Genomic DNA, 25436 nt, shown 5'->3' with positions numbered 1-25436 from the left:
CCAATAAGGAATTATGTATGATAGATGGAAGTATCGTTTTATTTAGAACAAAAGAAGGAGGGGTGAAGCATGTCCCGAGTTTTCGTTATTGAAGCCGTTATGCTGGCCATTCACGGGCAATTGCTGCATCCTGGGCGCCCGGTTACATTTGTGATCCCTTATACCAGTATTCAAGAATTGTACGAAATACAGGAAACCAACGAACCGATTATGCAAAATAGCGAGGACGACGTTTTCGTGAAGCAAAAAATCGGCGAATTGCTTGCGTTTTTCGAGGAATCGTTCAATAAGAAGAAAATTGAAAGGGCTTTACTCGTACCCTGGAAAAAAAGCCCGCCGCTGCCGATCAATGAGAACGTCTCCCTGACTGTCGTTTATGCGATCGATAATGCCGAATACGGCGAGCAGTTCGATCCGATTGAGACGGAGCTTATTTTGACTGCGATTAAAGAGAGTGCTGCTCTCCTGACGGACCAGTTGGACATGTTGGAACGGATGGTTGAAGCCGGAGTTCCGGCGGAAGCTTTTGATGTGGAAGATTTTGAGTTTGCGGTTGAAGGAGATTTTCTGGTCTAGCCAGGCGAAGAGGAGTAAAAAGCAGCGTATGAATGCAATTGCGGAACAAAATTTGCAAGCATTGGCAGAGCGCTGGTTTCCCGGTCAGAAATGGTCGATGACTGCCTGCGAAGGCGGCATGAACAATACGACCCGATTTGTCGAAACCGGCGGAAACAAGTATGTGCTTCGTATCTATGAAACGCATCGGGATCGCGCCAAGATCGCCTATGAGCACGAGGTGCTGCTCGCTTTATCCGGGCTGAAGCTTCCTTTTCGAACGCCTGTTCCGGTTAGTCTGCCGTCAGGCGGGACGATAGCCGAGACGAATGGCGCTTCCGGGAAGCTTGCGGCTCTGTTCAGCTATACGGAGGGAACGAATCCGTACGGGATGAGCCCTGCGCAGATCGGGCGGGTCGGGGAAGCCGTCGGACAGCTTTCCAACGCGCTGCAGCGCCTGAACATCGCCTCCGCGCCGGTGTACAGGCCTTATTACGAAATTGAGGACATCCATCCGCGCTGTACGCCGGAAGCGATTTCGCAATTTTGCCGGATGCCTCCGGATTTCTTTTTGCCGCTGCAGACGGCGCTTTTGTACATCGAGAAACGGTTCGAAGCTTTTTTTGAGCGGATCGCGGATTTGAAGCGGCTGCCGCACCAGCTCGTCCATGGCGACATCAACGGCTCGAATATGCTTGTAGATGCGGAGGGCCGTATCGCAGCGATACTCGATTTTGAATTTGTCACGCGGGATTTGCGGGTTATGGAACTGGCCGTTTGCCTATCGGATCTAATTGACCCGGCGATTCCCGAGGCCGAAATGTGGGGAAATATCGAAGCTTTGCTATCGGGCTACCGCCGCTATGCCGCTTTGGAGGAAGAAGAGGTTCAGGCGCTGCCTCTGCTGGTCGAGCTTCGCAGGCTGGATGTATTCGTGCATTTCCTCGGCCGGTTTCTGGACGGCGTCGATGGCCGTGAAGTATTGGCAGGGATCGTTCGGAGTACGTGGGAGAAAACGAAATGGCTGGAACAGCACGGCGCGCGAGTGACGGAAATTTGGAAAAAAAGTGTTTACTAACCTTCAGGTAACTTAGACACGTTTTTTTCAGTTCTTTTTTTGTTGCGGCCGTTAGCCTATACTAAAAAGGATTGAAGCCAAGGGAGGAAGGTAAGCTTATGAAATATCAAGCAAGCGCAACCAGGTACGCAGAGATGAAATATAATCGGACAGGCAGATCGGGACTCAAGCTTCCGGCGATTTCGCTGGGCCTGTGGCATAACTTCGGCGGCGTGGATACGCATGAGAACGGAAGGGCAATGCTGCTGCGTTCTTTTGATTTGGGCATCACGCATTTTGATTTGGCGAACAATTACGGACCGCCTCCGGGATCGGCCGAAGAAATGTTCGGCAAAGTGTTGAAAAGCGATTTGGCCGCTTACCGGGACGAGATGATCATCTCGACCAAAGCGGGCTATTACATGTGGGAAGGCCCCTATGGCGAGTGGGGTTCGAAAAAATATTTAATTTCCAGTCTGGATCAAAGCTTGAAACGGATGGGGCTGGAATATGTCGACATTTTTTATTCGCACAGACCTGACCCGAATACGCCTTTCGAAGAGACGATGGGAGCTCTGGATCAAATTGTCCGCCAAGGAAAAGCGCTGTACATAGGATTGTCCAGCTATACGGCCGAACAGACGGAACAGGCGGTCAAAATTTTGAAGGAGCTGGGCACGCCGCTGCTCATTCACCAGCCTTCCTACAGCATGATGAACCGCTGGATCGAAGACGGTTTGCAGGACGTTCTTGACGAGCACGGCGTGGGCAGCATCGCCTTTTGTCCGCTGGCACAAGGGCTGCTGACGAACAAGTATGTTACCGGCATCCCGACCGACTCCCGTGCCGGCGGCAGCAGTGTGTTCTTGAACGCGAAGGACATTACCGAAGACAAGCTGGTCAAAATAGGCAAGCTGAACGAGCTCGCCGGCAGCCGCGGTCAAAGCCTTGCGCAAATGGCGCTTGCCTGGGTGCTGAGAGGGGAACGCGTCACTTCGGCGCTGATTGGGGCCAGCCGTGTCTCACAAATCGAAGAAAATGTCGCGGCGCTGAAAAATCTCGAATTTTCCGCCGAAGAGCTCGCGCAAATTGAAGAAATCCTGAAGTAATCTTCAGGATTCCGCCCGTTTGTCGATGGCCTCGGCCATCGTTTTGTCGGTGAGATGCGCGTAGATCTGCGTCGTCTCCGGCGAAGCATGGCCGAGCTGCTCTTGGGTTTTGTACAGATCGTTGAGCAAATAATAATCGGTCGCGAACGAGTGCCGCAGCTTGTGCACGGACAAATACGGCTTGCCGAAGCGCTTGGCGTATTTGATGACCATCTCCTGAATGGCCCGTTTGGTCATTCGCTCGCCTTCTTTTTTGCCGTTGGCTATGGCAAGGAAGAGGGCTTTTTCTTTTTTCGCCGGCTTGTAGCGGGTTTGCCGGATCGTCAGGTAGTCCGTCAGCGCCTGAATCGCATTTTGGCGGAAGTAGACCGGCGTCTTGAAGGTATCGTCGTTTTTCCCTTTGCGGTAAACGTAAGTCAGCTTTTTTTTGAGATCGATGTCGTCGACATTCAGATTGAACACCTCGGAAACGCGCAGACCGGAGTTCAAAATTAACGTAATGATGCAGGCGTCGCGTACTTTATTTTGCTCATAGGAATAAAGAGCCTGCTTGTTGGTGGCGACATCGTACTCGTAACCGCTATGCACATAATCGATAAATTCGATAATTTCCTGCTCCTGCAGCAGCTTTCCCTCCAGCTTCGCCGCGGTATCTTTCGGCTTGTGCGAACGCTTGATCTCGATTTTGGCCATCACATTGCGCTTCAGAAGCGGGTAAAAATTGTCATCCTCGGCAATTTGGCTCAAATAATGAAACAGGGAGCGGAGGGCGGACAGCTTGCGGTTAATCGTCGTCTTCACGTTAGCCTGCTCCTTGCGCGTAGCGAGAAACATGCGGAAGTTATCGACGCTGTCCATATGAATTTTTTCCAGATCCTCGATCGGAATATGGGCGATGGAATCTGCCGTGGAGAGGCCTTCCGCAAGCAGCCAGGAGAAGAACGTCTCGTAATCTCTGACGTATTCCAGCAGCGACGAAGGCGAAAGATCGGGCAGCTTGTAATTAATGAATTTCTCCACATACCACGGCATAGTCGGCAGTTTTTTTTCCAGTTCGTTGCGGTCCTTGACTTTAATGATGTTCATAGCAATCACCTCAGGCGGGTTCTTGAAGTAAGTATAGCAGTGTGACTGAAAAAAAGGTAGACGAACTGTCACTTTGTCAGGACAAATCAACGCGAAAGAGCGGGAGCGGCAGCAAATGAATTCGCTTTCCATTGCTTGAAATTTTTGATATAGTATCGTTGTGTTTTATTAAAGTTGTTTAATAAGATGTGTTACAGGGTGGTGAACATAATGAATGGGCAGCCTGCAACCCCAAAAGATATGAAGCATTTCATTGTTCGCAGTTTGCGTACGGCACTGCTTGAGCTTGGAAGCGCAACGAAAGTTGAGCTGAGCGATAAACTGGGAATCAGCTTTCCGACGATTAGCAAATTCATTGCTCAATTGGAGAAGAGCGGGGAGCTTCTATTAGCCGGCATCGATGATTCCAGCGGCGGAAGAAGGGCCAAAAGATACGCTTACAACCCGGAGTATATGCTTGGTTTGGCACTATTTTTAGAAAAAACGGAAACGAACTACACGATTTTTAATTGCTTGGGCGAAGTGAAAGAACAAGGCAGCACATCGAGTGTCCTTATGGAAGATGTCTCAAGACTGGCGGAGCATATCGAACAAATAATTGTAAAATATCCGAATATCCGCTCGCTTGCAATCGGTGTCCCCGGTTCGGTCAATAATGGCCGCGTCATTTTTATCCCGACCTACAAGCAGTTTCACAATTTTGATTTGAAGGGATACTTTGAGGGGCGGTTCGCCATTCCTGTCGTCGTTGAGAACGATATGAACGCTGCGGTCCTTGGTTATTATAACAAAAGGAACCATGAAAACAATCCATCCCTGTTTTACTTATATTTCGGTCAAAACGGCCCTGGCGCCGGCATTTTAATCAACGGAGATGTGGTGAGGGGAAGCACGTTTTTCTCGGGGGAAGTTTCGTTCGTTCCTCAATACGATGACCGGAATTTTCAACAAGCTTTAAAAAAAGGCAATGAATCGCGGGACGCATCCTTGACAGAGGACGGCATCGATGCGGTCAGCCGGCTTGTAGCTGCGTGCACGGCTATTATAAACCCGCATGCGATTATTTTTTGTCATGACGAAGTGGACTCAACTCTCGTTAACCGGATCGCGGCAAGGAGCGCAGACTATATTCCGGCGGAACATCTGCCCAAGCTCACAACCAGCGACTGGAAGCAGGATTATTTGTACGGTCTGCAGTATCTCGGGCTTAAGCTCATGATTTCTGCGAAAAGCAGTTGAAACGAAGCGAAAAACGGGAGAAACGGATGTCGGGCCCTATGGAATTCACCTCATGGATAGAAATGGGGGCTCCATCGCGGCCCGATTCGAACATAGTCCTCCACATATAGTGGATGTTTTTCACGTTGTTTGTTTACATAATAATTGTTATGTAACTAATATGCCGCAATGAAAAAAAATGCTGGCTTTTAGGCAACGGATTTAGTACAATGCCTGATAAAGGAGATGATCAGATGAATTCTGGCGGCATATCGTTCCAAACTGTCCGGCGCAAGCAAATTGTCGATGACGTCGTTCAGCAGTTGGAAAAAAAAATCTCGCTCGGCGAGCTTCCCGTCGGAACTCAAATTCCGACAGAGCCGGAGCTGATGGCGCAGTTCGCCGTCGGACGTTCGACGATTCGCGAAGCGGTGCGCGTGCTGGCTCACGCCGGAATGCTGGAGAAGCGGCAGGGGCACGGCACGTTCGTCATCGGTACGGCCAGCACGCAGGAGCCGCTTGATATCCGGCTTCGCCGCGCCGAGGTGCTTGATGTATACGAGGTGAGATTCTCCCTCGAGTCCGAGATCGCCCGGCTTGCCGCGCGGCGCCGCGATGAGAAGGATCTGGCGCACATTCGCAGCCAGTTGGAGGAGCGGAATCGGGCGCTTGCGGCCGGAGAGCAGCAGAAGTACCTGGACGCGGACATCGCGTTTCATTTGGCGGTAGCCGCCGCTGCGAAAAATCCGGTCATGATGGATTTGTACCGGACGTTCAGCGAAGTGCTGCGCGTCGCTTTGGAGAAACTGCATGCCGATCCTGCGCATCAAGACGAATACACGGAGGAGCATGTGAAGCTGTACGAGGCGATTTGCGATCAGGATGAGCAGGCGGCTGTAACTTACACGCTGCGGCATTTGGAAGGAACAAAGAGAGCGTTGGAGCAAGTGCTCCCATAACTCTTTTTTTGTCGATTTAAACGTCAGATGATATTACGAATTTGGGAGAGTGGTATACCGCATGGAAAGTCAGACGATAAACAAACAGGCGAATACGATGGCGTTATCCATCTTGTTTGCCGTAAGTTTCGTACATTTGCTGAATGATTTGATTCAGTCGGTTATTCCTTCGATGTTTCCGCTGCTGCATGAAACGCTGAACCTTTCTTTTAGCCAAATCGGCTGGATCGGTTTTGCCTTGAATGTTACCGCGTCTTTGTTTCAGCCCATAATCGGTACATATACGGATGCCAAGCCGACGCCGTATATTTTGCCTGCAGGAGTGCTGTTCTCGCTGGTCGGCGTTGCCGGTCTGGCCTATGCCAACAGTTTTGCATTGGTGCTGCTGTTCGTCATTCTGATCGGCATCGGCTCGGCCGTGCTTCATCCGGAATCGTCGCGCGTGGCGCATTTGGCTTCAGGGACGCGCAAAGGACTGGCCCAATCGATTTTTCAGTTGGGGGGAAATACCGGACAAGCTATGGCGCCGGTGCTGACGGCATTCGTCTTTGTGCAATTCGGTCAAAAAAGCATCATCTGGTTCACGCTGTTTGCGGCCGTGGCGGTTATCGTGCAATTCCGGGTGGCCCGCTGGTACCGGCAAGATTTGAGTCAAAGGGAGCGGAAAAAGGCTGACCGCAGTCAAAGCCAAAGCGAGCTGAAGCTTGACAAAAAAATTGTCGGGTTGTCCGTTACGATTCTGATCATGCTGTTGTTCTCCAAATTTGTTTATTTGGCGAGTATGAACGGGTATTATTCTTTTTTCCTGATCGAAAAATTCGGCATTTCTATTAAACAGTCTCAGCTTTACTTATTTATCCTGCTCTTTGCGGGGATGGCGGGCACCTTTTTCGGCGGACCGCTCGCAGACCGTTTCGGCAAGCGCAATATGATCTGGTTCTCCATTCTCGGAACGGCGCCTTTTTCACTGCTTCTGCCTTATGTCAGTCCGGGGGTGGCCATTGTGCTGCTCATCTTCATCGGCTTGATTCTAATGTCCGGCTTCTCGGTCATTATCGTGTATGCGCAGCAGCTGCTTCCGGGGCGCGTCGGTATGGTAGCGGGGTTGTTCTTCGGCCTGGCGTTCGGCCTGGGCGGAATTGGATCTGCCGTGCTCGGCGCACTGGCGGATGCGACAAGCGTGGATTTCGTCATCAAATTGTGCGCATTTTTGCCGCTGTTAGGACTGCTGGCGATTTTGCTGCCGTCGGACCGCATCTTATCGGGAGAGTCGAGGAAAGAGGTGAGTGCTCATGGAGCAGGTGATCAGTATCAAGCAGGCGAGCTTTCGCAGAGGTGAGAGCGTCATTTTGAACGAGATTGACTGGGAAGTGGCAAAAGGCGAGCACTGGGCCATTCTGGGACTGAACGGTTCCGGGAAAACGACGCTGTTGAACATCATCACCGGCTATTTATGGCCGACTTCCGGGACGGTTTCCGTCCTGGAGAACGCTTTTGGCACGGTCGATTTGCGCGAGCTTCGCACTTCCATCGGCTGGGTAAGCTCATCGCTGCAGGAGAAGCTGTATGCCAACGATAAAACGGAGTATATTGTCGTCAGCGGCAAATATGCCACGATCGGCTTGTATGAGAAGCCGGATGAGGCCGATTGGCAGCGCGCCTATGCGCTGATGGAGCAGCTTCACTACTTGCACCTGGCGGGCCGCACGTACCAGTCGTGTTCCCAGGGGGAGAAGCAAAAGCTGCTCATCGCCCGGGCGCTTATGGCTTCTCCGAAGCTGCTCATTCTTGATGAGCCCTGCAACGGGCTCGATCTCTTTTCGCGGGAGCGGCTGCTTGAAGCCATCGAGCAGTTGGCCCGGGCCGAAGGGGCGCCTACGCTTTTGTATGTGACCCATCATACGGAGGAGATTTTGCCGATCTTTCGCCATGCACTGCTGCTGCGCCGGGGCGAAGTGTTCATGAAGGGCGAGATGAGGGAGCTGCTCACGAGCGGGCATTTAAGCCGGTTTTTCGAATCTCCGGTAGAGGCCGTGCTCAGGGACGAACGTATTTGGGTGCTTCCCGCTGCCAAATAAAGGGGGTAAATTCCAGCGCGCAAAAATGGAGGAATCGTACAAGGGATCGTAGAAAGAATAACATGCCGAATATAAAGATCAAGCACGAACTGATGGAGGAGTTGGCGTGGAGTTCCTTTTATCCGTATTGTTTTCCACATTTGAGACGATCACCATTTTTATGCTGTTTTTTACATTGTACCGTCATCGCTCTACGATGATGCAGCTTCTCCATATTGGGCTGTTTGGTATGGTTTTGGCCGTCATTTCTTATGTTTTGAGAGTGAAACTGGGCTTTTCGTTTTATGATACGGCTTTTCAAACGCTGCTGACGTTTCTGTTTATTCGCTTCATTTTTAAAATGAAGTGGATCAGCATCGGCATCGTTCTGCTATCCGGATTGTCGTTATACTTTTTGCTGCAAATTATAGTTGTGATCGCATTGCAAGGCTGCAATTTGTATAATTATGACGATGACCAAATGCCTACCAGTTCCGGCTCGCTGCTGCTTCAGGTCGTAACCGTCTTGGTAGGTTTGTCTCTCGCATGGATTTTGAAGAAGAAAAACCTGGGCTTCTCCTTTATCTCGTTTCATCCGTTTAACAGATACAAGAAGGTGAACAATGAAAATCAGCTGTCGCTATCCTTAATTATTACCGGCTGTGTGCTCGCCCTTTCCATCGCTTCGTTTTTCATCTCCTCCGGCATGCTCTTGTATGTGGCGCTGCCGTTAGTGATTATTTCATTTGTTCATTTAATAAGGCAATCGTATGCGATCGAGCTGAAAGATTTGGATTCATAAGCTGTTTGGAAACGAAGGGGCCCTGAACTGAAGGATCAGGGCTTTTTTTGACTCTTAAAATCCGCGAAAAGCGCCAATTTTCGATAATTTATGGCATTAATTAATATGATTAAATATTAATAATGTAAATATATTTAAAGGCGGGAGGCTAGTTCGTCATGAATATTTAAGTCTTGCAGGACCTAAACTGGGATAGAAGAGGCTATACGGCTGCGAACTGCGCAAGCTTGAGCGATAGATGACTTCATTATGGCATCGGGAAACTTTGGGAGCTTAGACATGCGAAATTGATTGCCAACGACAAAAGGGGTGCTGTACGATGGACGGGTATGTGCTTGATTTTGAGCGGATTGATAAGGGCAGCCTGCCGCTTGTGGGCGGCAAAGGCGCCAACCTGGGCGAAATGACGCGAGCGGGCTTCCCGGTTCCGGGCGGTTTTTGCGTCACAACCGGCGCTTATTGCGCATTTATCGGGCAAAGCGGTGAGATGCCGGAGTTTTTTAGAAGGCTGGCATCCGTTAAGGCGGACCGTCTGGATGAAATCGCCGGGCTCGGGCGGCAAATACGCGATCATTTGACAGCGCTTCCGATTCCGGAACCGGTCCGCATGGCGATTGCGGAAAGCTGGCGCCGGACAGGCGGGGACAAGGCATATGCCGTCCGTTCGAGCGCGACTGCGGAGGATTTGCCGACGGCTTCGTTCGCCGGGCAGCAGGATACGTATTTGAACGTGTGCGGCGAAGAACAGCTGCTTCAGGCCATTCGCAAATGCTGGGCGTCGCTGTTTACCGACAGGGCGATTTCGTATAGGGCGAAAAACGATTTCGACCACCGTTCCGTGCTGTTGTCGGTCGTCGTGCAGCAGATGGTATTTCCCGAAGTGTCGGGCATTATGTTCACCGCCGATCCGGTCAGCGGCCGCCGGGACACGATATCGATCGACGCGAGTTACGGGCTGGGGGAAGCGTTGGTATCCGGACTTGTATCGGCCGATTTGTACCAGGTGCGTTCGGGAGCATTGATTGGGAAAAAGATTGCCCGGAAAACAATCGCGATCTTCGCTTTGCCGGATGGAGGCACCGTAACGCAGGATTTGCCTGCGGACATGCAGGAGCAGCAGGCGCTCGACGACGGGCAGATCGTCCGGCTGGCCGCATTAGGCGAGAAAATCAAGCAGCACTACGGCACGGAGCAAGATATCGAGTGGTGTTATGAGGGCGGGCGTTTCTATATTGTGCAGAGCCGGCCGATTACGTCGCTGTATCCGCTGCCGCACGTTCCCACATCGCCGGGAGAGTCTCCGCATTTGCTGTTGTCGCTCGGTCACCAGCAAATGATGACCGATGCGATGAAGCCGATGGCATTGTCCGTATGGCGCACCATGTTTCCTTTCGGAAAGACATCGCTTTGCTCGGAAAGCGGGTTGATGTATACAGCGGGAGGAAGGCTGTACGCCGATATCACGAAGCTGTTTTTACTAAAACCGGCGCGCAAGCTGTTTCCGATTGTCCTGCGCATTGTGGATGAGCAAATGAGCAGCGGAGTCGCCCAGTTCATTGAGCGGGAAGGATTCATTCAACATTTGCCTCCCGAGCCCGGGCAAAAGAGAGCCGTGCTCGAATTTGCGGGTCCCATCGTGTTCAGGGCCATCCGAAACTTGTTTTTTGCCCGCCCTTCCGAAGCGGCAGAAAGACTGAACAAGAAGGTCGAAGCATTCGTGAAGATGAATGAGGAACATTTGTTTGGCGTTACAGGGCCTGAGCGGATCGTTCGCGTACAAGAGCAAATCGGGGATTTGCTTCGGCGTTTTTTTCGCGAACTGCTGCCGTATCCGCTCCCGGGCATAATTGCATTAAAAATGGTCCAAACGCTTGCGGAGAAATGGCTTGGCGATCATGACACAGTGCACGTGCTGAACAAATCGCTGCCCGGCAATGTCACGAGTGAAATGGGGCTGATGATCGGCGATTTGGCCGATATCGCAAGACAGCATCCGCAGGTTGCCGAACTGACCGGTCACGGCGACCCTCGCCGCTTCCGCGAGCAGCTGCAGTTCGTGCAAGGAGGAGAGGCGTTTGCGCGGGAATGGGACCGGTTCATGGACATATACGGCATGCGCTGTCCCGGCGAAATCGACATTACGCGCCCGCGATGGCGGGAAGACACGAGCACGCTGCTGCCGTCGATCGTTAGCCATATGCGCAGCGTAGCGCCGGGCGAGCATCGCGAAAAGTTCGCGCAAGGAGCGCGGGAAGCGGAAGCGGCTGCGCGCGATCTTGTTGAACGTCTCCGCGGCCAGCCTTTCGGCTGGTTGAAGGCAAAGCTGATGACCCGCCTGCTGCACGTGTTCCGGGGCATGATGGGGCTTCGCGAGCATCCCAAATATTTGCTGATGCAAGTATTCGGCATCATCCGTAAAGCGCTGAAGGAAGAAGCGCGCCTGCTCACAGGCGCCGGAGTGCTGCGCGACGAGGACGACGTATTTTTCTTGACGCTCGACGAATTGCTTGCGCTGAGCGAAGGGAAGCCGCTGGACGACTTGGAGCGGCTGCTGGAAAGACGAAAACGCGACTACGAGCGTTTTCGCACGCTGACACCGCCGCGTCTTATGTCCAGCGAAGGAGAAATCATTACCGGGCAGCGCAAACAGCAAGCCGCTCCGGAAGGCGCACTTCTCGGTACGCCCGTGTCCGCCGGAGTCGTCGAAGGCATTGCCCGCGTCGTGCTGCGTCCGGAAGAGGCCAAATTGAACAAAGGCGAAATTCTGATCGCGCCTTTTACCGATCCGGGCTGGACGCCGCTATTCCATTCGGCTGTCGGTTTGGTCATGGAGGTCGGGGGGCTGATGACCCATGGCGCCGTCGTCGCCCGCGAATACGGGCTGCCGGCAGTCGTCGGCATCGACGGCGCAACCGGGAAGATCAAGAGCGGCGATCGGATCCGGCTGGACGGAACCCGCGGATATGTGCTAATCCTGGCCCGGTCGGACACAGACGGAACGAATAGATAGGAATGGCAATAGCGTCGTCAAGGCCGCTTTGGGGCAACAGGCTCCAGCGCGGCCTTTTATTTTGCAGTTGGACGTCTTACTGGAGGGCTTGCCCTTTTTTCTTGCATAGGCCGGTTGACAAATTCCGATCCCCGGGTTTTATATGGATGTAACAAATCATCACGCAAACAGAGGGGGGACTTGCTCATTTTCTACTCGCTCAAAAGCCGGTTGATCGTTATTTTCATCGTTTTGCTGCTCGTTTCGTTGGGGACGATGTCGTATTTGTTTTTTACGGAATCCCGTTCGACCATCCGCTCGTATATTGAGTCGTCCGCGTTCGAAAAAATGGACGAATACGGGTCGTTCGTCAGCATGGCACTCGCGCAAATATACGATGTTTCTTCGATTGTGTTCAATAGCAGCACGACGAAAAATTGGGACACTGCGCTGTCCGACCCCGCTTTGCCTGACGGCGAGAAAATGCTGGCGAACATTCATTTAAGCCAGTTTTTGACGCAGACGGTGAACAATTATTCGATTGTGTCGTCGATCACGTTGTACCGGCAGGAGGGAATGTGGGTTTCGGAAGATAACCAGATCATGAACGAGGCTGCTTTCAAGAGCGATCCATGGTATAACCGGTTCAAAGCGGAGGGAATCCAATGGGTGTCCGCTCACCAGGACCCGATTGAGGTCAGACGGGCGAAGTCTTTTGACGTAGTGAGTTTGCTGCTGCCCATCGGCACGTTCGAGCCGTCCCAATCCAAAAGCATGATGAAGATCAACGTCAAATCCGATTTTTTTCTGGAGCCGTTGAGCCGGATTCATCTTGGAGAAAAGGGCACGATTTTCCTGCTGGACCGCCAAGGAAACCCGATTTTGGGCCAGGGGGAATTTGCCGCATACCCGGAAGCTGTGAAGCAGATTGAGGCGATATCCGGCAGCCGTCTCCAGAACGGCGCGATCTCCCTGGATAATGGGCATGGCGGAACGAACATTGTAGTCTATAAAAAGCTGAAGCTGAACGATTGGCTGCTCGTCGGCATCGTGCCTGAAGCGGACTTATACGGCAAGCTGTACAAGCTTCGGACGAGCATCCTCATATTTGCCTCGCTGCTGCTTGCCGCCGCAATTGCCGCTGCGATATGGCTTTCGCACGGGATTTCCAAACCGCTCTCGCGCCTGGCGTCCGCGATGCGTTTTGTGCAGATGGGCGATTTTCAGGGCGCAGAGAATCGGATCCCCGGGGAAGCAAAAGTCCGCAACGAAGTCGGCTATGTGACGACGACGTTCAGGAACATGCTGATACGGCTGCGGCATCATATCAAGACGGAGTTCGAACTGAAGCTGCTGCGGCAGCAAGCGGAATACAAAGCGCTGCTTATGCAAATTAATCCTCATTTTCTGTTTAACACGTTGGAATTGCTGAGCAGCCTGGCTATGCAGCATCGCACGCAGGATACGGTGAGAGTCATCGAATCGCTGGGAAAAATGATGCGCTTCTCGTTGAAAATCAGCGACGATCTCATCCCGTTGGAAGAGGAGTTGACCTATGTCCGCCATTATGTATCCATTTTGCAAGTGCGCTTTGCCGACCGGCTTCATATTCGGATTGAGCAGGACGAACCGGCGGGACCGTGCGTCATCCCCAAATTCATTTTGCAGCCTTTAATCGAAAATGCGGTGAAATACAGCTTTGCGGAGCAGGCGGCAGCGAACGTCGTCGTCCGGGTAAGGCGGGATCGCGACCGGCTCCTTCTTGCCGTTGCGGATAACGGCCCCGGAATCGCTGCGGAATTGGCGCAGCAGCTGCGGGCGGAATCGTCGGCTTCGCAATTCGAGCACGTTTTGAACAGCCGGTCGCAGCAGATCGGACTGCGCAATGTGCTGGCCAGATGCCAGCTGTACTATGGGGCGCTGTTTGCTTTTGAAATCGGTTCGGCGCCGCAGCAAGGAACCTGCATAACGATCATGCTGCCGATGCAAGGAGGAAAGACAGATGTATAGTGTGCTCATCGTCGATGACGAACCCGAAATACGGCAAGGATTGCGGCTCAAGGTCGATTGGGCGAGCTTGGGGCTGCGCATCGCGGGCGAGGCGGGGAATGGGGAGGAAGCCATAGACTCTCTGGCTGATCATCCGGTTGATATCGTCATTACCGATATGAATATGCCGGTGATGAATGGCGTCTCGTTTTTGGAAGCTTGCCATGAACGCTATCCCGCGCTGCGGCTCATTGTCATTACGGGCTATGAAGATTTTCAATATGCCAAGGCGGCTGTCCGCAATCACGTGAGGGACTATTTGCTAAAGCCCGTCGCACAGGGCGAGCTGAAGGAGGCGCTGCTCAAGGTAGTCCGCGAGCTTGACGAGCAGCGCAGTGAGCGCGATCAGCAAGCCGTGATGCAATGGCGGCTATCGCAGTATTACAAAGAAATGAAAGAACATTTTATCGTGCATTTGGTCAAAGAAGAGTGGGAGCGGGAAGCGGCGGTCAAGGAAAGGGCGAAGATGTTTCAACTGGACGACTGGGGGGAGCGGCAAGTCCGGTTCCTTACGACCGGTTTGCCGGAACGCGCGGATGATGCCGGGCAGCCTGCGCGCACGCCGGACAAGCTGCGGCTTCCCTTTGAAATGGTATGCCGGGAAGTGGCGGAAACTTCGCAGCATCCGTGTCAAGTATTCCGCGACGGGAATTATGCGGGTTTGATGCATGTTATCGTCGTGATGTCCGAGACGGATCTGGATATGTTCGTCGAAGCTCTCAGCAGCGCTGTGAGCGAACATTTGGGCTTCCGGCCGGAGATCGCCGCCGGCAAGCCGGTCACAGGCTTAAGACAGTGGAAGGCCGGTTACTTGTCTTCGCTGTTGGCATGGAATTTGAAAGGCGATAAAGAGCCGCAAGCCATGCATATGCCACCTGCGACGGAGGCCGCCCTTTCGGAAGAAACGGCGAAGGTTATGCGGCTTTACCTGGCCAGAGGCGAGCTTGCCGCTTTTGAGCAGGCCGCGGCCAAAGAGCTGAATGAAGCTTTCGCCGCTTCGCAAGCGAAATTCGTGAAACTCATTTTCCAGCTGTATCTTATGCTGGATGCTGCGGCATATTCTGCCGGTATCGCCCTAGACAGCGGAGAGCAGCTGTGGATTCGCCCCGAGCAAGTATGGGGGCTCGATACCCCGGCTAAAGCGCAGCTGTTTCTCAATAAGCTGGCGCATAAAATCGTGCGCGGCCCGGAAACTGGTCCCGGCCAGTCGGAGCAATCCATCATCCAGGCCGCCAAGCAGTTCATTGAGGACAACTATATGTACGATATCAATTTGAACATGCTGGCCGAACGCTTTAATTACAATTCATCGTATTTTTCCGAAATGTTCAAGTCCAAGGCCGGGAAGACGTTCATCCGGTATGTGACCGATGTCCGCATGGCCAAAGCCGTGCAACTGCTGGATGAAACAATGCTCAACTTATGGGACATCGCGGAACTGGCCGGCTTTTCGAATGCCAGTTACTTCAGTTCGAAATTTAAGCGGTTGTACGGAATGCCGCCTTCCGACTATCGTCTGCGCAAACAATCTGAAAAATTTAATAATCAAGAGCCGAAAAAATAACATTCAAAGCAGCGCTGCGAATCCTTATGATGGTGGTACAAACGATGAATCTTCATCGAAACGATCACGAAAGGAGGAGGGCGCTCTTTTGACATCATTAGGCAAAACGGCTCTTTCACGGCAAAATCGCACAGCTTATTTGTTTTTGCTGCCATGGCTGGCCGGTTTTTTCTGCTTGACGCTGGGGCCCATGCTGGGCTCCTTGTATCTCTCCATGACGAAATTCAATTTATTGAATGCGCCCAAATGGCTGGGGCTGGACAATTATGCGCAAATTTTTAAGGAAGACGATTCCTTTTATCACTCAATGGGAGTTACTTTCCAGTACGCATTATTGTCCGTCCCGCTCAAACTTGTTTTCGCGCTGGGGGTAGCTTTGGCGCTGAACAAAGGGATTCGTGCGCTTGGCGTTTACCGGACCGTTTATTACATCCCGTCCTTGCTTGGCGGCAGCGTTGCCATTGCCGTCGTATGGAGGAAAATATTCGACGGCGACGGTCTGTTCAATCAATTGCTGAGCCGTTTCGGCATTCAGGGACCGGCCTGGGCGGCGCATCCGGACTACATCATGTCGACGATCATTGCGTTGTCGGTCTGGCAGTTCGGGTCGGCGATGGTCATTTTTCTGGCCGGGCTGAAGCAGGTGCCTGCCGATCTGTATGAAGCGTCGCAGGTGGACGGTGCGGGCAAAGTGCGGCAGTTTTTTCAAATTACGCTTCCGCTGTTGTCTCCGGTCATTTTTTTCAACCTGGTGATGAGCATTATCAATTCGTTTCAAGTGTTCACACCCGGTTATATCATCGGAGACGGTCGCGGGGGGCCTCTGAATTCGACTTTATTTTACACCTTGTATTTGTATCTGAAAGGGTTTTCTTTTTTCGATATGGGCTACGCCTCGGCGCTTGCCTGGATTATGCTCGTCGTGATCGGTGCGCTGACAGCCGTCGTGTTCGTTACGTCGAAGTATTGGGTTTTTTATGGCGACGGCAAGGATGAGAGGGGATAGCCGGATGATTGTACATACGAACTACGCCAAACTGTTGAAGCATCTGCTGATTATCTCCTTCGGCCTGCTCATGCTTTATCCCGTCTTATGGCTGCTCAGCAGTTCCTTTAAGCCGAATCAGTTGATTTTCTCGGATACGAGCCTGTGGCCCAAACAAATGACGATCGTCAATTACGCGAACGGATGGAGGGGGCTGCAGGGCACGACCTTTGCCCGGTTTTTTCTGAATTCCGCGCAAATTTCGGTGCTTTCCGTCCTGGGTAACATCGTCACGTGCTCGTTTGCCGCCTATGCGTTTTCGCGCCTCCATTTCAGATTGAAAAAGCTTTGGTTCAGCCTTATGCTGGTGACGATCATGCTTCCGTACCACGTAACGCTCGTTCCGCAGTACATCATTTACAACAAGTTCGAATGGATCAACACGTATTTGCCGCTCATCGTTCCCAAATGGCTGGCGCACGACTCGTTCTTCATTTTGCTCATGGTTCAGTTCATCCGGGGAATTCCGAAGGAATTGGACGAAAGCGCGACGATCGACGGCTGCGGGCACGGCCAAATTTATTTTCGCATCATCATGCCGCTGCTTGTTCCGGCTTTAATTACGACGGCCATCTTTACGTTCATTTGGACGTGGGACGATTTTTTCTCGCAGATGATTTATCTCAATAACATTAAACTGTTTACGGTCCAGCTCGGGATTCGCTCTTTATTCGATCCGTCCGGCGAGTCCGATTGGGGGGCGCTGCTCGCCATGTCCGTGCTGTCGCTCGTGCCGATCATGACGATTTTCTTTACTTGCCAGAAGTACTTTCTGGAGGGCATTGCAACTACAGGACTGAAATAGTCCGCAAAAAGTACCGGGTCAACCGACGATTTGCAGCTATTTTGTAAGCGATTACCATAACGAACTTAGGGGGAGACTTTCTATGAAAAAAGGTTTGGCATTGACAACGATGGCCATGTTGATGGCCGTTACGGCCGCTTGCTCATCCGGCACCGGAACTGGGAGCGGGGGCACCGGAAGCGCTCCAAGCACAGCCAAAGAACCGTCCAAAGCGGAACAGGTTGAGCTGAGAATGATGTGGTGGGGGGACCAGAAGCGGGCGGACCGCACCAACGAAGCGCTGCGCAAATTCGAGGAGAAATATCCGAATATTAAAGTTGTCGGCGAATTCGCGCCCAGCTCCGGTTATTTCGACAAACTGAACACGCAGTTGGCTTCCGGTACGGCGCCCGACGTGTTTTTCCTGGGAGGCAATGTCGTCGATTACGCGAATAAAAACGTCCTGCTCGAACTGGACCCGTATGTCGGCAAAGAGCTTGATTTAACCGATATGGACAAATCGATGATTCAATACGGCACGCTCAAAGGAAAGCTGCTTCACATCTCCGCCGGAGCGAATGCGCGCGGCATCGTCGTCAATACGGAACTGTTCAAGAAAGCGGGCATTCCCGTTCCGCAGGATGGCTGGTCCTGGGATGATTACGGCCGCATCAGCAAGGAAATAACGGATAAGCTGGGCAAAGATATATACGGTACGTACAATTTTACGGTTGACGGCATGGACATTTACCTGAAGCAAAGGGGCAAGCAGCTTTACGATATGGAGAACGCCAAACTCGGCTTCGAGCAAAAAGATGCGGAAGAATGGTTCGCCTTATGGGAAAACATGACGAAAGCGGGTGGCGTCGTACCGCCGGCCGTGCAGGTATCGAACCCGCCGTCGGACACGAGCAAATCGCTCGTTGTAACAGGCAAAGTGGCCATGAGCCTGCTCGCTTCCAACCAGTTGGGCGCTCATCAAAATTTGACGCAGGACAAACTGACGCTCGTGCAACTGCCCCGCGGGCCGAAAGGAACCGGCGTAGTGTTCGAATCGAGCCAAGGGCTGTCCGGCTACGCGAAAACGAAGCATCCGAAGGAAGCCGCCATGCTGATGAACTATTGGATCAATGATCCCGATGCGGCGAAAATTCTCGGCAACGACCGCGGCATTCCCGTCACTTCCAAAATGCGGGATCTTCTGAAAAAAGACGCCAACCCGGTGGAGCAAATCATCTACGATTACACGAACCGCGTTTCGGCGGCGACGAACAAAGAGCCGTTTGCCATCAGTTACAATCCTCCGGGCTTTACGGAATATACGAAACTGATCGAAACAACCGTGCAGGAAATCGGATTCGGCAAAAAAGACGTGAAAAAGGGCGTTGAAGATTTTTACGCCGGGGCGACTAAAATTTTCAACAATAATAAATGACAATAAGCCGCAACGGCAATACGACACACGGCTGGAGGACAAATGGATGAGAGAAGCAATGCTGCGCAAGCTGCGCGAGGTTCGAACGGAGGAGCGAATTGGTGCTTTGAAAAAGCCGTCCGACGGTCCGGTTCTCGCCGAATGGCTGCACTCGGGAGTGAAATTTGCAGCTTCTTCCGTAAAATTGGAAGACGTCTATTACGAAGCGCTGCGCAAACTGCTCGATTGCATAGTGCCGACAGGCGGCGAAAAGCCCGTTTTGCACGAAGGGGGCATTTATTCGGGCTGCTGGCTGGAAAGCACAGGGACGATCAACGCCGAGCTGCTGTCGCGTTTCATACCGTCGGTATCCCGGTCAACCTATGAATTGTTCGCCGATTATCAGCGCGAGGACGGTTTAATGCCTTATAAGCTGACGGCGAATGGGCCGTCCTACAGGCAAATTCAGCTCGTAACGCCGCTGGCCAGAAGCGTATGGAACCATTACCGGTTGCATGGCCGGGACCGGCCGTTTTTGCGAAAAATGTACAAAGCGATGCAGCGTTATGACGAGTGGCTGTCTACTTATCGCAATACGCGCGGAACGAACGGGGTGGAGGCGTTTTGTACGTTTGATACGGGCCATGACTTGTCGCCGCGCTTTTGGCACGTGCCGGACACTCCGCATGACAACGATGCAAGGTTGTGCAACCCGGATTCTCCTATCCTGCCTTTCGTGGCGCCTGATTTAACGGCCCATGTATACTGCCAGCGGCTTTATTTGGCGCGGATGGCGGAAGAGCTGGGGGAGAGCGGCGAGATCTGGCGGGAAAAGGCCGAACAAAGCCTGGACAGCTTGTTCCGGTATTGCTTCGATGAGGCGGACGGCTTCTTTTATGATCTCGATAAGAACGATAACCTGGTGCGCGTGCAATCCGACGTCCTTCTGCGGGTGCTTGCTTGCGAAGTGGGGGACCGGGCGTTCTTTGATCAGGCTCTGCGCCGCTATTTGTTGAATACGCGGAAATTTTTTGCCAAATATCCGTTTACGTCCATTGCGATGGACGACCCGCGGTTTGACCCTTTTTCCAGTTACAACAGCTGGGGAGGCCCGTCCAACTTCCTCAGCCTGATCCGCGCACCGCACGCTTTTGAGCATCATGGCCGTTTTGTGGAGTTGACCTATGTGATATATCCGCTTATGGCCGCTTTTCATAAAATGACGCGGTTTGCCCAAGCGGTAAGCCCGTGGACCGGCGAGGAAGGGTTTACGGAAGCGTATTCGCCCGCCATTCTGTGTATGCTTGACTACGTGGAGCGGCTGAGCGGAATTATGCCCAGACCGGAAGACGAGCTTTGGTTTACCGGGCTGCTGCCTTACGCGGTCGATCACGGTGAGGAGATTGCGAACGGGACCGCTTACAGCCGTATCGTGGGTGGAGCCGTATTTGAACTGGTCAACACGCGCGAACAAAGTACGGTTTATCGAAACGGCGAGCTGATTTTGGAGTTTCCGAACGGCTTGAGAGCGGTAACGGACCGGCAAGGAACGTTAAAATCGCTGATCGGCATGAGCGTGCGGACGGTGGAAGGAACTGTCGTTTACGAAGGCTGCGAGCGGCATGTAACGGTAAAAGGAAATGAGATCGCCGATATCGGCAACGGTCTTGAAATAAACAAACGCGCCGTTTACCCGGGCATTATCGCACCCTCATATGGCTAGGAGGACGGAAGGCTCACCGTATTATTGAGGACGCCGGGGCTGTCCCTTCAGCAGTGTTCGATGTTGGCGGGCAAGCCCTTTTTGCATTCGGGAGTCGGCCGGATGTACTAGGGCAAAAGCAACTATGACATTTGTTTCGTTCATGGTAGGATGAATACGCAGAGAAACGGAATCAGGCGTAGCCATGCATCCAAATCAGCGTGGAGGTACCGGACTATGAATATTAACCATCAAATTGTTCCGCTGCTGCAGCTGAAGGACAAGCTGCCAAGCGACAGCTGGAATTTTGCCCGGATCGAGCGGGGTAGGGAAGGGTTGGAAAACGAGATCGCCGTTTATTTTTCGGGGGATACCCGTCTGGAGAGCTTGAATCTGGACGAGCCGTTCGGCGACGAACGGATAGGACTCATCCTGATAGACGGCAATCTTATCGTAGACAGTTACATTTACAACGAAAATACGGACGGCGCTGCCGGACTGATCGTGAACGGGCAGCTTTCCGCACGGAACATGCTTGTGGGCGGTCAAGAAATTTATGTGAGCGGCAGCCTGACGGTGCAGGAGCTGTTCTGGGGAGACTACAATCACGGCGATCTTACCGTAAAAGGAGACGTGAGCGCCGCAGTCTTTGCCGAAACGGACGAGTATCACGTGAACATCGCGGGATCGCTGAATTATACGCAGCATATAACACAATGGGATAGTCGCGGGGATTGGCAGGACCTGGATAGTGAAATGCTGGAGAGGTGGCTGGCCGAGGAGCTGTATGACGAGGATGACGGCGAATGCATGCTGATCCGCAGCAGCGAAGTGCTGCAACTGCTGGAAGCCGGGAAGCCGCTGCTGAAAAAACAAACCGGCGAACCTCCGCTTCAGCCCGAGTCTTATTTGCAGAAGCTGCGAGCGGCAGTTACCGTGCAAGCGATCGAAGAGATTTTGGCTTTCCCGATCGTTCATGAGAAGTATTACGACTATTACGATTTGGACAAGGGCGGTTATTGGCACGGGAATCTGTTTTTCGGCTTCCGCCTGCCGGAACAAGGCCGAACGGCCCGGCTCGTTGTAGGGGAAGAGTTCGCGGGCGCAAACGATGAGGAAGATTTCCGCTTTTTCCATTACGATATCGCCGTGAACGAACAGGGAGAAAAAATGGTCGGCCTATACTCCCAGGAAGGCAACGGATATGAAAAGCCGCTGAAGCCGCTATCTACCGATGATTTGAATGAGCTGAAAAAGGCTTTGCGCTATTTCGAGCGCCTCGTCGCGAGGGTTCGGTACGATAACAAAGGGTACGTGCAGGAGAGAGATCGGGAGCTTGCCGAAAGCGCGGCGCTTTCGTTGAGCAAGGAACAGTTTATGCAAGCACTCGCGCAGCAGGAGGACCTGCTCACACAGACATGCACGCTTCTTGGACATACGTTCCGTCTGATTACGGTCAAGCAGGCGGACAATCTGCTGAACGGCATCGAACATCCCCGTCACGACGCCATTTTGTACGATGTTCTTAACGACGCCTGGCTGCATGGCATGGATGAGAAGCCGGTTTATTTCCTGCTGTCCGAAGAAAGCGCGCATCTGGAGCGGCTGGATATGACGCAGCTGGCCGAGGAGGCGGACCGGCTTCATTTTACGATTGCGGGTTACATATTTGCCGCGAATTTGACGGTGGATGGCTTTATCGAAGCTTACGATATCGATTATTCGCCGCCTCTGGTCGTATTGGGCGATCTGACCGCAAGGCACATCGCTTTATGGGGCACCACCTTTTATGTAGGCGGGAATGTAAGCTGCGAATGCTTGTACGGATTTTACAATCACGGCGAGTTGATCGTGGCCGGTCAATTGGCGGCCGGCGTCGTTATTGCCCGTGACTTTGATGTGCATATCGGGCAAATCCGCAGCAATGTGCTCATCTCCGACGATCATATTTACGGTATCGACGAGCTCAGGGATGAGGACGGCGGGATTATCGAGCGCTGGACGCTGTACCCGTCGACACACCTCGCCAAGGACGTCCTGCGTGACGAACTGGTTGCGGCGAGTGCCGGAACGGACGGCCTATGGCCGGATCAGAGCCTGCTTCTGCGCTGGTTTGACGAAGGAAAATCGGTGATCGATCAGGACAAGCTGCAGCAAACTTATGCGTCTTTTGCCGAGGAGCTTCCGGCTGCGTTTGACGAGATTTTCCGCGATGGCGTCGGGAGTCCTGAAGGCGAGAGCCTGTACAAAATCAAACTGGACGATGCGGGGAGCTGCTTCTACTACCAGAGCCACGAACCGGAGTGGAGGCAGGTCGGGTTCATGGACGGAACGTACTTTTACAGCCTGCGGGTCGTTTGGTACTTGCAAGAGAACCGATGGCAGCTATTGTACGATGTCCATAACGAGCAGTGGGAGCTGCTGTGCCAATTCGAGACCGCTCCGGAAAACGAATATACGTCGACGCTGGCGGTGAAAAAAAGGTTCCGCGAAGCTTTGCAAGCTCTGCGGTACGAGCGAAGCAGGTCGGCGTTGGTGAATCGGCCGGAAGACAAGCTGCTTGACGTCCTGAGAACGGGGGACAGCCATCCCGATGTTCGGCAAGTCGTGCGGTTGCCTGACTTGTATGTGCCTTCCGGCAGCATAGTGGCCGCCGATCCGCTCGCGAATGCGGAAAGACCGGCTTTTACCCGCCGGACGCCTGTCGGGACGTTTCCGGTCTATTTATATATCGACCGTCAGTACGGCCGTGTTTGCTGCGCTGAAATCCGCTTCTCCGAAGAGGAGATAGCGGCTTGGGAGCTGGCGCTGCTTCCCGGGCAAGATGTCCGCCAATTAAAGCCCGGCGAAATATTCGGGTATCCGGTCGATGCCGGACTGGGCTGCTTCATGGACGCAGAAAGCGCGCAGCAATTAATGGCGCATGAGCGGGAATTGGCGGCAGAGCTGGACGACGAATATGACAACTATTACGACGATTACCTCAGCGAGCTGCTGGAAGGCGATGAAGCGGTAAGCCCGGATTACTGCAATGTTGTCCCTTTTCCGGAAAAACCGCACAATGCCGCCGTATTCAGATCGGGCTGGGGCGACGGGTTCTATGCTTCCTACTTCGCGCTGAACGAACACGGGCAAGTGGTCCGCCTTGTAACGGATTTCCCCTGCTTAGGGGAGTAGAAGAAAATTATAATCACTGACCGAATGTGTCAGTGATTATTTTGTATACTACCTACAGAGCAGTATAAAATAACCGTGTCCCCGATTGTAGCGTTCCGCGTACAGAGAAGGGTTAAGGGCATCCCGCCTAGAATGTTACATCATGCAATTATGCGAATAACAGAAAGGTAGCGTTGCAATGTCAAAAGCGGACAATATGCTGTCCATTTTATGGCTGCTCCGGTCCGGCAAGCGAATGACCGCCCAACAGCTGGCAGACGAGTTGGAAATCCATATTCGAACCGTATACCGCAGCATCGATTCGTTATGTGCCAGCGGTGCACCAATCATTGCGGACTCGGGTCCGGGCGGCGGCTATCAATTGCTCGACCATTTTACCGACGCCCCGCTGATGTTCGATGTCGAGGAGCAGAAGGCGCTGATGCATGCATCGGTTTTTGCCAGGGAGGCCGGATATCCGTTTACGGAGGCGCTGAACCGGGCGGTTGACAAACTGAAACGTTATGCGAACGACAAGCAGCTCGATCAAATGGAGCGGCATAGCGCGGGGATTTCGGTCATTCACCCGCCGGTTGACGGGAAGCTGCAGGTTCTGCTTCAAGTGCTGGAGGAGGCGACGGCTCGCGGGGAAGCGGTGGAGATGAAGTACTTTAGCGGCAAGCAAGAAACGCCGGGCACTCGCGAGTTCGAGCCTTACGGACTCATACATTGGAAAGGAAGCTGGTATTCCGTAGGCTATTGCTGCCTTCGGCGGGAGCTGCGCAGCTTTCGTGCAGACCGCATCGCCGCTTTGAAACCAACCGGCCGTCATTTCGAGCGGCCCGATCATTTTTCCGCGAAAGACTTCCTTATGAGCAGCCTGCTGCCCGGTTCCATGGATGCCGGCTCTCTTGTAACCGTGCGCATTCGAGGGCATGAACTTGCGCTGAACGAACTGGTCCGGCATTGGTTGTTTGGCCATACGCTGGCCGAACGCAGCGGCGGAGAAGCCGTATTCCGGTTAGGCAGCGATTCGTTGAAAACTTACGTGCCTTATTTTCTGCTCCCATACGGAAAATCGCTGACCATTCTCGAACCGGATTTTCTCATAGCGAAAATGACGGAAATAAGCTCTGAAATTGTGGCGCATTATAAAAAGATGCAATCGGAAATCATTCCCAAAAGAGGTGGCGACTATGAATAATTTCGCAATGTATGCTAAAATAACGGCCCATCCGGGGCAAAGGGACGCGCTTGTGCAAATTTTGCTCGAAGGAGCCGAACTTTCGAAAACGGTTGAGGGCTGCGTGCTTTACATCGTTAACGAATCGGTGGATGATCCGAATGTCGTATGGGTAACGGAATTGTGGGAAAGCTCGGAAGCCCATGACGCGTCCCTCCGCAATGAGGGAGCATTGGCGCTTTTGCAGCGCGGCAGGCCTTTGATCGCGGGAGCGGAGCCTATCAAGCTGCGTCCTGTCGGAGGCAAAGGCGTTTCTTAAGCTTGATGGCCGGTAGCTCCCTGGTAATGATGCACATGAGGCCTCCTTCCATTTAGGGTTGTATACCCTTCAAAATAATGATAATGACCGCCGCCGGGAAAGTCGATCGCCGGACCCGTTACACCGTGAATCGTGTGAGTGTGACCTTGATTGACTGACGTCACGGTGTGGTATCTGTGCACGTGCGGAACTCCGGTTGGAGCCGGCTCGGTTACGCCGGCATATTGATGGACATGCCCGTCATCATAAGAAGTAACGCCGGAATAAGGGTGTACATGATAAACGGGCCGACCGTCCCAAGATGTAATATAAAGCCCATGAGCATGTTCGTTCCCTGATTCGTTGGAATGAACGACAAAACCTTCCACTGGTATTCTTTTCAAAATAG

Annotated in this window: 20 protein-coding genes; 18 read left to right on the top strand and 2 right to left on the bottom strand. The window is 52.8% G+C overall.

The genetic code is table 11. The features are described from left to right. Nucleotides 1-69 precede the first annotated feature (69 nt). The 3 genes from AC6RNO_RS02840 to mgrA all read left to right on the top strand — a co-directional run bounded on the left by AC6RNO_RS02840 (nt 70) and on the right by mgrA (nt 2721). Complete coding sequence (locus AC6RNO_RS02840) at nt 70-576, top strand: ADP-heptose synthase (protein ID WP_474683136.1); 507 nt, start codon at nt 70-72, stop codon at nt 574-576. Nucleotides 577-604: 28 nt separating this feature from the next. After that, the gene (locus AC6RNO_RS02835; protein WP_497104477.1) at nt 605-1633 is read left to right on the top strand and encodes a phosphotransferase; all 1029 of its coding nucleotides are present in this window, start codon (nt 605-607) and stop codon (nt 1631-1633) included. Nucleotides 1634-1731: 98 nt separating this feature from the next. Then, on the top strand, nt 1732-2721 hold the full coding sequence (gene mgrA, locus AC6RNO_RS02830) for an L-glyceraldehyde 3-phosphate reductase (RefSeq protein WP_474683134.1): 990 nt from the start codon (nt 1732-1734) through the stop codon (nt 2719-2721). A 3-nt stretch (nt 2722-2724) separates the two neighbouring features. On the opposite strand, the gene xerS is transcribed toward mgrA, so the two are convergent. Next, nucleotides 2725-3807 carry a tyrosine recombinase XerS gene (xerS, locus tag AC6RNO_RS02825; RefSeq protein WP_474683133.1) on the bottom strand — a complete coding sequence of 361 codons (1083 nt, stop codon included), beginning with the start codon at nt 3805-3807 and terminating at the stop codon, nt 2725-2727. Between the two features lie 210 nt (nt 3808-4017). Here xerS and AC6RNO_RS02820 point away from each other — a divergent pair, with 210 nt between their 5' ends. From AC6RNO_RS02820 to AC6RNO_RS02750, 15 genes are all read left to right on the top strand, one after another. Further along, entirely contained in the window at nt 4018-5046 is a 1029-nt protein-coding gene (locus AC6RNO_RS02820; protein WP_497104474.1) for an ROK family protein, read from the top strand. Nucleotides 5047-5279: 233 nt separating this feature from the next. Continuing rightward, on the top strand, nt 5280-5984 hold the full coding sequence (locus AC6RNO_RS02815) for a FadR/GntR family transcriptional regulator (RefSeq protein WP_474683131.1): 705 nt from the start codon (nt 5280-5282) through the stop codon (nt 5982-5984). A gap of 61 nt (nt 5985-6045) precedes the next feature. After that, nucleotides 6046-7323 (top strand): MFS transporter, encoded by a 1278-nt coding sequence (locus tag AC6RNO_RS02810; protein ID WP_474683130.1) that lies wholly within the window; start codon nt 6046-6048, stop codon nt 7321-7323. After that, nucleotides 7277-8062 carry an ATP-binding cassette domain-containing protein gene (locus AC6RNO_RS02805; protein WP_497104472.1) on the top strand — a complete coding sequence of 262 codons (786 nt, stop codon included), beginning with the start codon at nt 7277-7279 and terminating at the stop codon, nt 8060-8062. Before AC6RNO_RS02810 ends, AC6RNO_RS02805 begins: the two co-directional genes overlap by 47 nt. A 106-nt stretch (nt 8063-8168) precedes the next feature. Further along, nucleotides 8169-8843, top strand: a complete 675-nt coding sequence (locus tag AC6RNO_RS02800; protein ID WP_474683128.1) for a hypothetical protein — start codon at nt 8169-8171, stop codon at nt 8841-8843. Between the two features lie 319 nt (nt 8844-9162). Next, on the top strand, nt 9163-11853 hold the full coding sequence (locus tag AC6RNO_RS02795) for a phosphoenolpyruvate synthase (protein WP_497104470.1): 2691 nt from the start codon (nt 9163-9165) through the stop codon (nt 11851-11853). 180 nt (nt 11854-12033) lie between these two features. Further along, nucleotides 12034-13842, top strand: coding sequence for a histidine kinase (locus tag AC6RNO_RS02790; RefSeq protein ID WP_497104468.1), 1809 nt, complete (start codon nt 12034-12036; stop codon nt 13840-13842). Next, the gene (locus AC6RNO_RS02785; protein ID WP_497104466.1) at nt 13835-15445 is read left to right on the top strand and encodes a response regulator; all 1611 of its coding nucleotides are present in this window, start codon (nt 13835-13837) and stop codon (nt 15443-15445) included. The genes AC6RNO_RS02790 and AC6RNO_RS02785 overlap by 8 nt, the downstream gene beginning before the upstream one ends. An 88-nt stretch (nt 15446-15533) precedes the next feature. Next, nucleotides 15534-16451, top strand: a complete 918-nt coding sequence (locus tag AC6RNO_RS02780; protein WP_474683124.1) for a carbohydrate ABC transporter permease — start codon at nt 15534-15536, stop codon at nt 16449-16451. 4 nt (nt 16452-16455) lie between these two features. Next, on the top strand, nt 16456-17295 hold the full coding sequence (locus tag AC6RNO_RS02775) for an ABC transporter permease subunit (RefSeq protein WP_497104463.1): 840 nt from the start codon (nt 16456-16458) through the stop codon (nt 17293-17295). Between the two features lie 82 nt (nt 17296-17377). Then, nucleotides 17378-18709, top strand: a complete 1332-nt coding sequence (locus tag AC6RNO_RS02770) for an extracellular solute-binding protein (protein WP_497104461.1) — start codon at nt 17378-17380, stop codon at nt 18707-18709. Between the two features lie 46 nt (nt 18710-18755). Then, nucleotides 18756-20411, top strand: coding sequence for an MGH1-like glycoside hydrolase domain-containing protein (locus AC6RNO_RS02765; protein ID WP_497104459.1), 1656 nt, complete (start codon nt 18756-18758; stop codon nt 20409-20411). Between the two features lie 216 nt (nt 20412-20627). Continuing rightward, complete coding sequence (locus tag AC6RNO_RS02760; RefSeq protein ID WP_497104457.1) at nt 20628-23567, top strand: DUF4241 domain-containing protein; 2940 nt, start codon at nt 20628-20630, stop codon at nt 23565-23567. 178 nt (nt 23568-23745) lie between these two features. Beyond that, nucleotides 23746-24750 carry a helix-turn-helix transcriptional regulator gene (locus AC6RNO_RS02755; protein WP_474683119.1) on the top strand — a complete coding sequence of 335 codons (1005 nt, stop codon included), beginning with the start codon at nt 23746-23748 and terminating at the stop codon, nt 24748-24750. Then, nucleotides 24743-25048 carry an antibiotic biosynthesis monooxygenase gene (locus AC6RNO_RS02750; RefSeq protein ID WP_497104455.1) on the top strand — a complete coding sequence of 102 codons (306 nt, stop codon included), beginning with the start codon at nt 24743-24745 and terminating at the stop codon, nt 25046-25048. The genes AC6RNO_RS02755 and AC6RNO_RS02750 overlap by 8 nt, the downstream gene beginning before the upstream one ends. Here AC6RNO_RS02750 and AC6RNO_RS02745 read toward each other — a convergent pair. Then, nucleotides 25045-25431 (bottom strand): YmaF family protein, encoded by a 387-nt coding sequence (locus tag AC6RNO_RS02745; RefSeq protein WP_497104453.1) that lies wholly within the window; start codon nt 25429-25431, stop codon nt 25045-25047. The two genes, AC6RNO_RS02750 and AC6RNO_RS02745, sit on opposite strands and share 4 nt — an antisense overlap. Between the last annotated feature and the right edge of the window lie 5 nt (nt 25432-25436).

The organism is Paenibacillus sp. sgz302190, assembly GCF_059820445.1.
This window is presented reverse-complemented; position numbering and strand designations above follow the sequence as displayed.